Here is a 15,377-nt window from a genome sequence, read left to right on the forward strand (position 1 = left end):
TTCCATGTTGTCGACGACAAGATCAGCTCGCGGTGGATAAAAAGGCTTCGCCCCTTCTGTGCCCAAGGGCTTTGAGAGAGGATGCTCGTTTGTAAGGCTTCTTTGGGCGGAGTTGACCACCACGGCGTCTAAAATTGAGCAGTTTTTCGAGCGGGTCGCTGCTATTCTTGCAGTTTTTGTCGAAATTGCGAGGCGGCAACCCTATGAATGTCTCATCACACGCAAATGCTGGCCACCAGTCGCACATAAAAATCGCAAATGGACGCTCTCTCCCTTCACTCCAAAATTCTGGAAGGCTACCAGGACTACATCAAGAGCTTCATCGATATTCACGACTCCGATATTCGGTACAAAGTCGAGGAAGCACTGAAAACAGGGAAACTCTGGCCTGAGCCACTCATTCAGTTCAACCCTTCCTTCGAGAAGAATGGCTCCATTGAAACCCTGGTCAATGATGGAATGCTGCACGCTGAGGGTGGAAAGGTTTTTAGCGGATTTTCTCTCTACTCTCATCAAATTGAGGCGATGAGGCTGGGGGCAAAGCCAAGCAGTTTTGTCGTCACCTCGGGCACGGGCTCAGGCAAGTCACTGACCTATCTGGGTTCCATCTTCAATCATCTGTTTCGCTCCGGCGCAGGCAAGGGTGTGCAGGCGATCCTGGTCTATCCGATGAACGCTCTCATCAACTCCCAGGAAGAGGAATTGAAGAAGCTCGCCGCAGCCTATGAAGCTAGCACGGGCAAACCTTTCCCGCTCAAGTTTGTTGCATACACAGGACAGACCAAATCCGAAATTCGCAAGCAAGTCATCGACTCACCACCAGACATCCTTCTCACGAACTACATGATGCTGGAGTTGCTGCTGACTCGGCACGGCGAGCGTGGGATCCGGGACTCAATCTACAGCTCACTGCGCTTCTTGGTTTTTGATGAACTCCACACCTATCGAGGAAGGCAGGGAGCTGATATTGGAATGCTCATCCGGCGAATTCGTGGTTGTTGCAAATACCCGATAACGACCATTGGCACGTCGGCGACGATGGTCTCCAGCGGCAGCTATCATGATCAAAAAGTCGCAGTGGCATCAGTCGCGGAGCAGATCTTTGGCGAGCCTTTCACCGCAGATCAAATCATTGGAGAAACACTGGCTAGGTCATTACCAGGGTCAGGCGTTACCCCAGAGGCTGTGGAGCTGTCAAAAGCCGTCCATTCGCGCATACCGACTGCTGCTGGCGTTGAAGCTTTAATGACCTACCCAACCGCCCTTTGGCTGGAAGGAAAGATCGCTCTTAGTGTTGACCACGAATCGGGTGGGAGACTGAAACGCGGCACTCCCCGCCAACTTCGAGACATCGCTTCTTTGCTTGCCGAAGATAGCGGTGAGGACGTGGAGGCATGCATTTCACATCTTGCCGCACTCTTGTTGTGGATCAGTGAAATCAATCTTCGGCTAGCAAAAGCTGGCCAGCGCTACACCATTCTCCCGTTCCGGCTCCACCAGTTCTTCGCTCAGACAGGTTCCGTCTATTCCACCCTCGGCATTCCTGGAGACCGCTTCATCACACTCGAACCCGGCGTTCACCACTCCGACCCTTCAGGTGAGCGGTTCATCTTTCCCCACGTCTTCAGCCGCGCCTCGGGCAAAACGTACATCTGCGTTTTCCACGACACAAAGACGGGCAGGTTGCTCCCTCGCGATTTCAACACTCCGGAATCGCAAAGCGAAGATCATGTCGCTGGCTACATCATCCCCGGTGAATTAGAGATCTGGAACCCATCTGAAGATCTCGAGAATCTTCCGCCTGCCTGGATTCAAAATCTCGACGCAGGGACCGTAAAGAAGGAATATGCCGAGCGAATGCCCATGCAGGTGTCCTACGATGCTGAAGGACGTGTCGAGTTCGGAAAGGTGAGCCTTCCACTCATGGGGTGGTTCATGCGTTCTGCCCCCAAGGGACTTCTTTTCGATCCTACCGCCGGATTGTTCTTCGATGGCAACACAAACGAGCGCACCAAGCTGACAACCCTTGGCAATGAAGGTCGCAGCACTTCGACCACCATCACTTCTTTTCTCGTCCTACGAGAGATGTCCGCGCGGCAATTTCCCCTACAAGATCAGAAGATACTCAGCTTTACTGATAATCGTCAGGATGCGGCTCTCCAAGCTGGCCACTTCAACGACTTCATCCGTGTTGTCCGCGTCCGCGCAGCTATTGCCCGCGCCCTTGCCACGGCTCCTGGCAAAACTCTCAATTACAAGCAAATCGGAGAAGCTGTTTTCTGCGAGTTGAAACTGAACTTTGCCAGCTATGCCCACTCGTCAGACCTGAATCCATTTCCTGCCGTCCGCACTCAATACGAAGAGGTCTTTAGTCGCTACCTTGCCTATCAAGCCATTCACGATCTTCGCCGAGGCTGGCGCGTCATTCTGCCCAATTTGGAGAAGTGCGCTCTGCTGACCATTGACTACGAACATCTCGACTCAAACGCAGCCCATGAGCCGGGCTGGGCCAATGTGCCATACGTTTGCAATCTCGGGCCAGAGAAGCGTGCTCTCTTCATTCGAAATGTTCTCGATTACTTTCGTTTAGAGTATGCGATTTACAGCCAAACGCTGCTGGAAAGCTCCACGCTAATCGAGGCTGACAAGGAGTTCAAAGACAAACTCCGTGCTCCTTGGACTTTTGAAGGCCCGGATGTGTTTCGTCCCACCATTCTGCGCACCTGCAAGCTGCACCGGCGGGAAAATCGCAGCGGTTCCTTGGGCATTGCCAGCGCCTTCGGCAAATACGTCAAACACTTCATCAAAGAACAGTTCCCTGAAGCCGTGGTGGACAGAAATGCCTATGACGAATTTCTTGCCACCTTACTGGATGCCCTGTGCCGCGCGGACTACCTGATCACCCGTAAGGCCCGTTCGGAATCCAATGCAGAAGTTTCTGTCTATCAGCTCAAACTCGATCACATCCTCTGGAGAGCAGGTGACCAAAAGACGGTGCGTCGTGATGAGGTGAAACTGCGGAGCTACCGAGAATATGGAGAAAAGCCCAATAACTTCTTCCAGTCTCTCTATCTGACCGACTTTTCCGCTCTGAAAAACCTCGTCGGTGCCGACCACACCGGGCAGCTAAAGAATGAGCCTCGTATCGAGCGTGAGGAGAAGTTCCGCGCTGAATGGAAGCTCCCCGATGGCTCGGCTGATGAGTCTAAGATTCGCGCTGACTCCATCAGTGCCCTGTTCTGCTCGCCCACCATGGAATTAGGCATCGACATCTCCAGCCTTAGCATTGTTCACATGCGCAATGCTCCACCGAATCCGGCCAACTACGCTCAACGCAGCGGACGTGCTGGACGCAGTGGACAGGCAGCGCTGGTCTTCACCTATTGCTCATCCTATTCGCCTCACGACCGGCACTATTTCCAAAACCGCGAGAAACTCGTCTCAGGTTCCGTGGAAGCACCGCGCCTGGACCTTGCCAATCGAGAACTGCTCGAATCCCACCTCAATGCCTTTGTTCTTTCCGATGTAGGCCTGCCGCAACTTCACGATTCTGTGACGGACATTCTGGAAGTCGAGCATCCGCAATTGCAAATGCGCACCGATGTTCGTGCCCGTCTTACGCTTGATGAACCTACCCGTTCCCGGATTACCAAACAGTTCCGCAATGTGCTTGGCCTTCTCCACGCGAATCTTGAAACACAGCTTTGGTTTACCCAGGAATGGCTGGACAAGCACATCACCGGTATTCCCAATTCTCTTGATGCCGCGCTCACTCGCTGGCGGACCTTATACAGGGAGGCTCGAGCCAGCCTAACCAAAGCATCGCAAAGCATTGAGAGCGGGCTGCTCATTTTCGGCAGCGATGAATATAAGCAGCAAAAGCGCCTTCAGGATCAGGCATCAATCCAACTTAAACTCCTGAAAAACGAGAGTTCCGGAGGAAGCACGGAAATGACGGAGTTCTATGTATTCCGCTATCTAGCCTCCGAGGGCTTCCTTCCTGGTTACAACTTCACGCGTCTTCCCGTCCGTGTTTTCGTGAGCGAAGGAGATGGTGGAGACTACATCTCACGCCCTCGCCTCATCGCCCTGCGTGAATTCGGCCCCGGAAACATTATTTATCACAGCGGCGCGAAGTATCGCATCAACCAAGTGATTCAGCCAGAGATCGCCACTCAGCTCCGCACGGTTCGTGTTTGCAAGTCCTCGGGCTACTGGCTCAGTGACACGGAGAGCATGCTCAATTGTTGTCCTTTCACGGGTGTGGATCTTACCGAATCCAAGAATCGCGAAGACTTTGTAGATGTCTTACCGCTGACGGAATGCAAAGCCGAAGTCAGGGAATACATCACCTGCGAGGAGGAGGAACGCCGCCGTTTGGGCTTCGAGATCGATACCTACTTTTCCGTTCCCGACGGTGACATGTCTCGGGTTCAGCGTGCAGTCGTCAGGTCGGGTACTGACGATTTACTCAATCTCGCCTTTATTCCTGCCGCTCGCCTGGTTCAGCTCAATCGACGTGACCGAGGCCGCAAACAGGAAGGATTTCCCCTGGGCCTGAATACAGGCTTCTGGAAAAGCGCAAATCAGGATCAACCCTCGAAAGAAGAAATCCGCTCCGTCCTGATTCAAACCCACTCCACCGCTGATGCCCTATACATCGAGCCGGTCAAAAGTCTGGGTTTGAACCGCGATGGCGTACTTTCACTCATGTATGCGCTCAAACGTGCCATTGAGAACACCTTCCAGATCGAATCCTCCGAACTCGGCAGTCAGCCTATGGGAGGCAGCGACACGCCCAACCTCTTTCTCTATGAAGCCAGTGAAGGCAGCCTCGGTGTCTTGTCTGAACTCGCTACAGATAAGGATGCCTTCCAGCTTGTGGTCGCCGAGGCCATCCGCCTGTGTCGTTTTGAGGATGCGACACACACCGAGCGTGCGACTTACGATGACCTTCTCAGCTACTACAATCAGCCTCATCACCTGACGCTCGACCGCTTTTTGATTCAGGATGCCCTGCAAAAAATGGCTTCCTGCACCATTGAGGTGCGCACTTCGCAGAGCCATCTCAGCTACGATCAGCAGTTCGAGCAGTTGATGAAGGACAAAGACCCGACTTCCTCCACGGAGGAAACCTTTCTGAAGTTCATCCACAAGCATGGCCGCCGCCTTCCAGACGCCGCCCAAAAAGGTGTCCCAGGCCTGTATATCCGCCCGGATTTCTTTTACGCGCCCGACACCTGGGTCTTCTGTGATGGGTCACCGCACGATGAGAACAGCGTCATGGAGGATGACCATACGAAACGAGAAGCAATTCGCAACAAAGGCGACGAAGTCATCATCTGGCACTACAAAGACGACCTCGCTGCACTCGTCTTAAAATACCCCGACATCTTCAAAAAAGTCCGCTAGCAAGCCATGTCTCAAACTCTCTCCCGACAGCCCGGCACACTCGTCCGCATCCGTGAACGCGACTGGGTCGTGCAGCCTTCGGAGAATGCCGATCTTCTCATGGTCAAGCCACTCGGTGGCTCCGATGAGGAACTCACAGGCATCTTCCTTCCTCTGGCTGAAGGTGCCGATACTCCCCGTGATGCCGAGTTTCCTTGTCCAGGAAAGGATGATCTCGGAGACTTTGCCCGCGCCCGTCTGCTGTATGATGCCGCCCGTCTTGCCTTTCGCAGCGGCGCGGGGCCATTCCGTTCTCTTGCCAGGATATCATTCCGCCCGCGCAGCTACCAAATGGTGCCCCTGGTCATGGCATTGCGTCAGGAAACTGTGCGTCTGCTCGTCGCTGATGATGTCGGTGTCGGTAAAACTATCGAGGCCCTCCTGATCGTGCGCGAGCTTTTGGACCGCCGCAAAATGCGCCGCTTTGCTGTCGTCTGTCTGCCTCATCTTTGTGACCAATGGCAACAGGAAATACGCGACAAGATCGGCGTCGAGGCCGTGGTCATTCGGTCGAATACGCAGGCCCGTCTGGATCGCGAAATCCAGGGAGACACATCCGTCTATCAGTATTACCCGTTTCAGGTCCTCTCGATTGATTACATCAAGCAAGACTCCCGCAAGGCTACCTTCATCAATGAATGTCCTGAGCTGGTGATCGTGGACGAAGTTCATACCTGCGCCCGCCCACAGGGAGCCGCCGCTTCTCAGCAGCAGCGCCATGCTCTAATTAAAGCAATCGCGGCCAAGCAGGGCCAGCACCTCATCATGCTTTCCGCCACCCCCCACAGCGGAAAGCCGGAGGAGTTCGGCTCTTTACTCGGCCTAGTAGATCCATCTTTTGAAAATCTCGATGTCGCTACCGCATCTCAGCCAGAGCGTCAGCGGCTTGCCCGTCACTTTATCCAACGTCGTCGTCAAGACGTTGAGCGCTGGATGAATGAAGACACCCCATTCCCAAAACGCGATTCTGGCGAGTTCGACTATGACCTGTCAAAACCCTACCTCACGTTCTTCGATAAGGTGCTGGACTTCGCACGCAACCTCGTCGCTGGCGATGAATCTTCCGAACGCCAGCGACGCGTCCACTACTGGACAGCGCTCGGCCTCCTGCGAGGCGTCATGTCCAGTCCGGCGGCTGGTGTCGCCATGTTCCGGGCTCGGCGTTCCAAGCTCGGGGATGACCTCCTGCCGGATATCGAAGCAGATGATCCCAGCCCCGTCCACGATCACCCTGAGGGACACGAGTCCGATCTTGCCCCGGTCGAGGTGGTCGAGAGCACTGGTTGGTCTGAGTCTCAGCAACGCCGAATGAGGGAGTTCGAGAAGGAACTCGCCAGCCTCACAGGGCCGAGGTTTGATCACAAGCTAGAAGCCGCTCGCATGATCATTGAAGACTGGCTTCAGCTAGGCTTTTATCCAGTGATCTTCTGCCGCTACATCCAAACAGCAATTTATTTGGGCGAGCAGCTTAAGCCATTGCTCGCCAAAAAATTTCCCAAAGCTGCCGTTGAAGTCGTCACCTCCGAAGATCCTGACGAAGTCCGCCGCGACCGCATTGCGGCCATGGGTGCCTACCCTCAGCGGGCCCTGATCGCCACCGACTGCCTTTCTGAAGGCATCAACCTTCATGAGCACTTCACTGCGGTTCTCCACTATGATCTGCCCTGGAACCCGAATCGCTTGGAGCAGCGTGAAGGGCGTGTGGACCGCTTTGGTCAGCGGGCCAAAGAAGTGAAAGCCTACCTCCTCTTCTCCAAGGACAGCGCCGTGGATGGCGTCGTGCTGGACGTCATTCTGCGTAAAGTCCGCGAAATCAAAAAAGCCACAGGCATCAATGTCCCGTTCCCCGAGGATAGCAAAGGCATCATCGACACCATCACCCAGTCTCTGCTGCTCAATCCCGACAGGAAAATCAGCACCAGGCGGTCGGACGCGAATCAGATCGAATTCAATTTCGAGGAATTCAACGAGGCTCAAAAACTCGAACTCGAAGTCTCCGACAAATACAAAAAGGCCGCTGACCGTGCCAGCCAGAGCCGTTCCATCTTCGCCCAGCACGCCATCAAGGCGGAGGAGATCGAGCAAGACCTTCGTGAAAACGATGAGGCCATAGGCTCCCCTCAAGTTGTGGAAAATTATGTGGTGGTGGCACTACGTTCGCTGTTCGGCGTGCAGATTGACCGCGAGATAAATGGCTACCTGCTCTACACGGCCAACCTGCCACCAAGCGCTAAGATACTCTTGCCAGCTAAAGCTTCCGTGAAGGTGTCTTTCGAGTCTCCCACGCCTGAAGATCACATCTACCTCGGGCGCAATCATCCCCTCGTCGAGCAGCTTTGCCAGATAACTCTCGCCCGCAGCATCGAGAGGCATCGCAGCCGTGCCGCACGGACCGCCGTGCTCCGCACCACTGCTGTGGAAAAACCCACCACACTCCTCATGTTCCGCTGTCGGAATGTCATCGAGGAAAAGCGCGCTAGCGGACAACAGCTCGTGGCCGAGGAAATGCTGCTTTGGGGATATCGCGGTTCTTTGGATGATCAGGACTTTTTATCCACCTCAGAGGCTCAGCGACTACTCTCAACTGCTACGCCCTCAGGTGATTTCTCGCCAGAGCGCTCCGCACGTTTGATCACCGATCGAGTTGAGACTCTGAGCGACCTTCGCCCCGCCTTTGACCAGCTCGCCGAGCAGCGTTGCCAGCACCTTGTCGAAGCCCACGAACGCTTTTCTAGTCTTGTCGAAAAGAAACGCTTCGGCGTTGTCTATCCCGTCCTCCCCATGGACGTCCTCGGCATTTACGTGCTCATGCCCACGCAAGGAAACTGATTCATCACTCCTCAATTCATGGCACGTTCATACATCCATAACTCTACATGGTTGCTTCCCGACAAGTTTTCGAAGCCTATGCAGAAGGTTCGAGAAGCTGCCAGACAGCTCAAAGCATCTGCTGGCCACGAATTCCTCAGATTCACCCTTGATGGTCATCTTGTTGGCGATCTTGGCGTGGCAATTGCAGAGCACTTTTTTGCGATCAAACTGCATGATTCCCATCGAACGGGTCACGATGGCACGCTCGAATCGAAAGGAACAATTGAGTCCGTTGAAATCAAAATCCGTCGGGAATCAACGGGTATATGGTTCGATTCGGAGCCTGAACACATTATTGCCTTCCGCCTCGAAGATGCGGATTCTCGTGTCACGCTGGTTTATGCGGGACCCGGTTCAGTGCTGCGGGAAATTCGTCCCAACGCCGTAATCGCCAAGACTGTTCCCACAAATGTTGATGCGAAAATTCATAAGTTTACCGCACGCCAAACCGTCTCACTCAATCAATTAGCAAAGCACTTCACATATGAGGACTTCATGAAGAATCCTTCTATCCCCTTCCGCAATCAGCCCATTGTTGCCTGACAACCCATGCTTCACCCCTCCATCCGCCTTGAAGGCTCCATCCTTTCTGCTGACATCCTCGATGCTATTGAGCGGGGGGAGCGTTCGCATCAGATGCCCAGGGATTTCGGACTCGATCCCACCACCAAGGTCAAGGATGAGATCGCCGATGCCTGGGCCGCCGCCCGCGCCTTCTGGGCCGTCTATCAGGTGAAAATTTCCCGGCTCAAACCCGGAGCCACCGGCACCACTGAGACCCGTAATCAATGGCTCGTTCCTCTGCTAGGCCTGCTCGGCTACCAGCTCAACCTTGCCGATTCAGAGATCCTCCAAGGAAAAACCTACCGCATCTCCCACCGCGATCCCGCGCGTGATCAACTCCCCGTCCACCTCATCGGCTGGCACGAGTCGCTTGACCGCCGCAGCACCGTACCCAACGCCCCACGCATGTCCCCACATGGGCTGGTTCAGGAGTACCTCAACCTCACCGAGCACCTCTACGGCATCGTTTCTAACGGCCGCCTGATCCGCCTGCTCAGGGATTCCCCCCGCCTCGTCAAACTCACCTTTATCGAGTTCGACCTCGAACGCATCTTCACTGAGGAACTATTTGCGGACTTCGCCCTCTTCTACCGCCTGCTCCATGCCTCCCGCATGCCCGTTCGGCAGGACGCCGTCGCCGAGGCACCAATTGAAATCTATCACCAGGACTCCCTCGACTCCGGCTCTCGCATCCGGGACGGCCTCAGCACCGCCGTTCATCGCGTTATCCTCGATCTCGCCAACGGCATGCTCAACCACCCGGCCAACCACCACCTCCGGGATCTGGCTGCTAACGATCCCCACGAGCGCTTCGCTGCCGACTTCTACACCCACCTCCTCCGCCTCATCTATCGCCTTCTCTTCCTCATGGTCATTGAGGAACGCGGCCTCGCCCATCTCCCTAAAACCGACAAGCGTCTCCTTGAAATCTATGACCTCGGCTACTCGCTCACCCGCTTGCGCCGCCTATCCGAAAAGCCCCACTTCGGCGACGCTCGCCACTGTGATGCCTGGCTAGCCCTCATCGCCCTCTTCCGCCTCGTGGATGAATCGGGAAGGGGGCTCAAACTCGGCGTCGCCCCGCTTGGTGGCGATCTCTTCAATCATGGCACGCTCGGGGTGCTGGAAGATTGCTCGCTCGACAACGCCACCTTCCTCGGGGCTCTCCGCCAGCTCACCCTTTTCACCAATCCAGTCACCCGTCAGCTCATGCGGGTCAATTACGGTGCCCTCAATGTGGAGGAATTCGGCTCCGTCTATCAGAGCCTGTTAGAGTTCAAACCCCGCGTGACCGGAATCAACGGCAAATGGCACTTCGCCTTCGCGCAAGGTGATGACCGCGCTGCAACCGGCTCCCACTACACCGAGGACGAACTCGTCCAGCCCCTCCTCAAGCACTCCCTCGATCACCTCATCGCGGACAAACTTAAACAACCCGATCCAGCCGCTGCCCTTCTTTCCCTCCGCGTTGCCGATATTGCCTGCGGCTCCGGCCACATCCTGCTCGCCGCCGCCCGCCGCATCGGCATGGCCCTCGCCATTGTTCGCACCGGCGATGACCAACCCAGCCCCGCCGCCCACCGCGAGGCCGTCCGCGATGTGATAAAGCGCTGCATCTACGGCGTGGATCTCAATCCCCTCGCGGTCGAACTCTGCAAAGTCGCCCTCTGGTTGGAAGCCCACGTCCCCGGCGAACCCATCGGCTTCCTCGACCACCATATCAAATGCGGCAACGCCATCGTCGGCTTCGTCACCCGCGACGAACTCGACAAAGGCATTCCCGACGAGGCCTTCAAGACCCTTCCTGGCGACGACAAGGACATCGCTGCCGCCTTCCGGAAAACCAACAGAGCCGAACGCAAGGAACGAATTACCGGCCAGAAGCAACTCATGCTTGCTCCCGAGCTTCAGGAGAAACTCGACGCCGTCCTCGCTCGCATGACGGAACTATCCGCCATGCCCGAGCAAACCCCCGCCGAAATCGCCGTCAAGAAACAGCGCTACGCCACAACCCAATCCCAGGAAGCCGAGTTACTCGGCCAGATCGCCGCCATCCCCGTCGCCCAGTTCTACCAACCGAAAACCGCCGGCAACAAAGCCAACCTCATCACAGACGCCACCTTCCGTCACTACCTCGCCGGCCACACCCCGCAAGGCCAGGCCACCGCATCAGCTTGGGCACTCGCCGAACGCAAAAAAGCCTTCCACTGGTTCCTCGAATTCCCCGACATCATCGCCAATGGCGGCTTCGACTGCATTCTGGGAAACCCTCCCTACCTCGGCGGCCAAGCCCTCAGCGGGACCTACGGCCATGCCTTCTGCGAATATGTGAAGTGGCAATATGCCCCCACCGGACTCAGTGAATTACTCGTCTTTTTTCTCCGCCGTATTTTCACCATTCTTCGCCCCAATGGCTTCACCGCCTTCATCACCACCAACTCGATCAAGGATGGCGACGTGCGGAAGGATGGCTTGGAACAAGTGATTGCCGCAGGCGGCACCATCAACATGGCTGTGCGCGGCATTAAATGGCCGGGCGTTGCAAATCTCGTCGTCTCCATCGTTTCCATTCATCGCGGCAATTGGAAGTCTCAGTGCTACCTCGACGGCAAATCGGTGGAATTAATCAGCGCATTCTTCGAGGACTCCCAAGACGGTGGCGAGCCTGTGAAACTCGAAGAGAATGAGAAGAAAATCTTCCAAGGTTCGATCTTTCTCGGAGAAGGTTTTCTTCTCTCTCACGAAGTGGCAGACACTTTGCTGAAGAATTCTGCTAAAAACGCGGAGGTGATTTTTCCGATTCTCAATGGCCAAGAAATCAACAGCTATCCAGATCAGAAGCCCGAACGAAAGATTATCAATTTTCGAGACTGGCCGATAGAGAGAGCGAGCGATTACTCAGAACCATTCGCAAAAATCGAACGGGATGTAAAACCGGTTCGAGAGAAATCAAATCGTCAAACCCGCAAAGACCGCTGGTGGCAATATGCCGAGAGAGCGACTGGTTTATATACAAGAATTGGTAATCTTGATCGATGCTTCGCCGCTGCCGTGGTAACAAAGCACCTGTCATTCTCCACTGTTCCCACCGATATAGTTTTCACTCACAAGCTATACGTCCTCACCAGCGACCGATGGGATCTCTTTTCAGTGATTCACTCGACGATTCACGAGATATGGGCCAGGAAATTCAGTGGGACACTCGAAACCCGACTGAACTACTCACCCTCTGAGTGCTTTTTGACCTTCGCCTTCCCCGCCGGGCAGTGGCAGCACCCCGACCCGGACCTAGCCGCCATCGGCGAGCGCTATCACGAGCACCGCCGCGACCTCATGCTCCGCCTCTGGCTCGGCCTCACCGACATTTACAACCTCTTCCACGCCCCCGATCTCGACGCGCGCCTCGACAAGCTCTTCCAGAAGCGCGCCAAGGCCGGCGATTGGCAGCGCGCCGAAAGCGTCCCATCTGAACACCGCGCCACCGCCGGCTGCCTCACCCCTGAACAAGCTAACACCGCCATCATCGAGCTCCGCGCCCTCCACCGCCAGCTCGACCAAGCCGTTCTCACCGCATACGCCTGGCACCAACCCGGCCCCGACGGCCCCGCCATTGATCTAGCCCACGACTTCCAACAAGTCGAAACCCTCCCCGAAAACGACCGCACCCGCTACACCATCACCCCCCAAGCCCGCAAAGAACTCCTCAAACGCCTTCTCACGCTCAATCACCGCCGCGCCGAAGACCAAAGGAATTCAGGATCCGCAAATGCAAAACCTGCACCATTCGCCAAATCGACGAGCAAAGCAACCAAATCTCAGGAACCACAACTCAACCTCGACATCTTCAATGTCCCTGCGCTCACGCCCGCAACACCTGCAATGGCATCATTTGCTTCGTCTTATCCTGTCACATTGGCAGACAGCTTCTTCTGCTCCATTACTTTGGCGATGCTCGATTGGTCTGACGCTATCTCAGCATCCGATCATCTCGATGCACTAATCCTCATCACTGATGTCAATCTTTGTGACACTCTTTTCTCGCCAGGGTTGACACCGGAAAACAAGCGCCTCTTAAAATCCATCTCAAAAGAGGCTGATATGGCCAGGAGGGACGGACTCAAATGGTCAACATGTCTCCATTACCTCCAGCACCGTAAAGCGGTCACGGTCGACCAAAATACCCCACGGATCATTTGCAAGGGGACGGAATTCATCACGGTTCAAAAATCCCTGCCCAGTGCCAAGAGCGCGATTGCTGTTCTGGCTCTCGCGGTAGTCCGAAATCTCAACGAGATCAGGAATCACCACGATCTCACACCGGTTCAAAGAGCCGCCTTTGCCAGCTTCAATAAAATCCACGACGAAATCTACGCTGCGGCTTAACCCAATTAATCATGAGCATCCTCGCCCAAATTTCGCAGTCGCCAATCAAGGCCTCACCCGAAGTGTGGATTCACAAGATCGGCCTTCTGAGCCGAATTGTTCCTGAACCCGAGTTCATTCGCGAGACCATCACCCTTCGCAAGGGGCTCAATATCATATGGGCTGAGGAGCCAGAGTCAGCAGAAGCCGGAGGCGACATTGCCGGCCACAGCGCTGGGAAAACAACCCTATGCCGGATTATTCGCTACATTCTCGGGGAAAAGACCTTCTCCAACAAAGCTAACACGCATGCTGTCAAAAAGGCATTCCCGAATGGCTACGTCGCCGCAGAACTCTACGTGAAGGGGCAGCTTTATGCTGTGCTTCGGCCCCTGGGTGAAAATCGCAACTCCTACGTTCTAAAGGGGGGCACAATGGAACAAGTGATCAAAGACAAGGGCGAAGTGGCCTATCAGGAAAACTATCCAGTGAAACTCGGATTAGCTCAGCTTATTGATGATTTTCCGACCGGCACCGTTGTTCGAACTAACGAGCCCATACAGTGGGGCCATATTCTCGCATGGTGCGCTCGTGACCAAGAAGCACGTTTTCAAAATATCCATGATTGGCGCTCGTCCCGTAGCGAATCTGACTGGCCATCTTTTCGTTTCCCCAAGTCGGATCCACTATTTGTCATGCGAGTCGCATTGGGTCTGTTCCTTCCTGATGAGTTAAAATCGGAAGAAAGTCTCGCTGAAATTTCAAGGCAGCTAGCTAACGCGGAATCAGAGTTTGAACGAGCGAAACGCGAACCTGAATACTGGCGAGATCACCTCACTGACAAGCTTAGAAAGGAGTTGATCAAGTACGCGCCTAACCGACGAACAGAAATCCAAGAAGCTCCATTACAGGGGGAAGGTCTTTTCCCAGACCTGAAGCGACTAACAGCTAAAACTGCATATGAATTAGGAGAGAAGCAAGACACTGAGGAGGAGCAGATCAAGGTCATCGACACCCAAGCCAAGGATCTCCTAGAACAGACCGTGCAGATAAAAAGTGAAATCAAACAACTGCAGGCACTTTTTCAAGTGGACACGAGAGCAGCATTAGAACTCAAGAAGGAGCTAAATGCTCATGAGACCGCAAAAAAGCAAATTGATGAGGCTAAGTTTCTAATGTGTGGATACGGCCACCTTTTAGTGGGTGAATGTGCTCATGTAAAAAATCGTCAAATGCTTCTTTCGGGGAAACCGATGCCTAATGAAGTTTTGAGTCCTGAAGATCTAAAAGCTCGCGAGGCGGAACGCAAAAAGGTTGAAAATCAAATTTCAGGCCTCGACCGAGTCATTAAAGCCAAGGAATTCGAAAGTGATGGACTCGCCAAGCGGAGGGAGGAGATTAAAACTTCAATAGAGACGCGAGGTAGACTCTTGACTGACCTGCAAGAGTGTTTAGAAGACTTGATCACTTGGTCAGAGCGTGCTTCGAGCCCACTCAAATTTGAGAAGCTAAAGCATAAAGCAATAGAAATAGAAAAACTAAAACTCAGTATCACCGCTAAGCAGGTAGCACTGAATGAGCTGATTGCAGAGCATGATAGCAATAGGGATTTACTGTCGCTGATTTTCTCTGCGTCTGCCAAAGCAGTGTTGCCGTCTTCAGCCTACGATGGGGTTGTGAAATTCCAAGATCGTGAGCTTAATTTTCAGATTACCAAGAAGGGTACAATGAGTGGTGAGGCAATGGAGACCTTGGCGGTCTTGCTTGGTGACCTAAGCTGCTTGATCTACAATTCTCTCTCCGAAAAGTCTCACCTGCCCGGCATTATGATCCACGACAGTCCACGGGAAGCTGATTTGGGACTTAGACTGTACCACAGTTTCATCCGCTTCGTTGCCAAACTGGACCAATCGTTCACAGAGAAGACCGGTTGTCCGTTTCAATACATTCTTACGACCACCACTCCGCCTCCCGACACCTTAAAAAAATCGGATGCGGTGCGTCTGCAACTGGACGCATCCAAGCCGGGCGGACTGCTTTTTAGGACCGATCTGTCCTTTGTAGGCCAGGAATCAGACCTACTGTCGGGCCAGCCACAGCCTTTGTCCTAATTCCTATCAGCCCCCACC

The 15,377-nt window shown here is 54.4% G+C and carries 5 protein-coding genes; all 5 read left to right on the forward strand.

Annotated features, from left to right (window positions below; all coding sequences use genetic code 11):
* Positions 1 to 258: 258 nt before the first annotated feature.
* The 5 genes from EI77_RS08390 to EI77_RS08410 are packed head-to-tail and all read left to right on the forward strand — an operon-like array spanning position 259 to position 15,359.
* Complete coding sequence (locus EI77_RS08390; RefSeq protein WP_133794615.1) at positions 259 to 5,412, forward strand: DEAD/DEAH box helicase; 5,154 nt, start codon at positions 259 to 261, stop codon at positions 5,410 to 5,412.
* 6 nt (positions 5,413 to 5,418) lie between these two features.
* Positions 5,419 to 8,280 (forward strand): SNF2-related protein, encoded by a 2,862-nt coding sequence (locus EI77_RS08395; protein WP_133794617.1) that lies wholly within the window; start codon positions 5,419 to 5,421, stop codon positions 8,278 to 8,280.
* A gap of 18 nt (positions 8,281 to 8,298) precedes the next feature.
* On the forward strand, positions 8,299 to 8,865 hold the full coding sequence (locus EI77_RS08400) for a DUF6998 domain-containing protein (RefSeq protein ID WP_133794619.1): 567 nt from the start codon (positions 8,299 to 8,301) through the stop codon (positions 8,863 to 8,865).
* Positions 8,866 to 8,871: 6 nt separating this feature from the next.
* Complete coding sequence (locus EI77_RS08405) at positions 8,872 to 13,269, forward strand: Eco57I restriction-modification methylase domain-containing protein (RefSeq protein WP_208300304.1); 4,398 nt, start codon at positions 8,872 to 8,874, stop codon at positions 13,267 to 13,269.
* Positions 13,270 to 13,280: 11 nt separating this feature from the next.
* Positions 13,281 to 15,359 (forward strand): coiled-coil domain-containing protein, encoded by a 2,079-nt coding sequence (locus EI77_RS08410; protein WP_133794621.1) that lies wholly within the window; start codon positions 13,281 to 13,283, stop codon positions 15,357 to 15,359.
* Positions 15,360 to 15,377 lie beyond the last annotated feature (18 nt).

The organism is Prosthecobacter fusiformis (assembly GCF_004364345.1).
GTDB classification, from domain to species: domain Bacteria; phylum Verrucomicrobiota; class Verrucomicrobiia; order Verrucomicrobiales; family Verrucomicrobiaceae; genus Prosthecobacter; species Prosthecobacter fusiformis.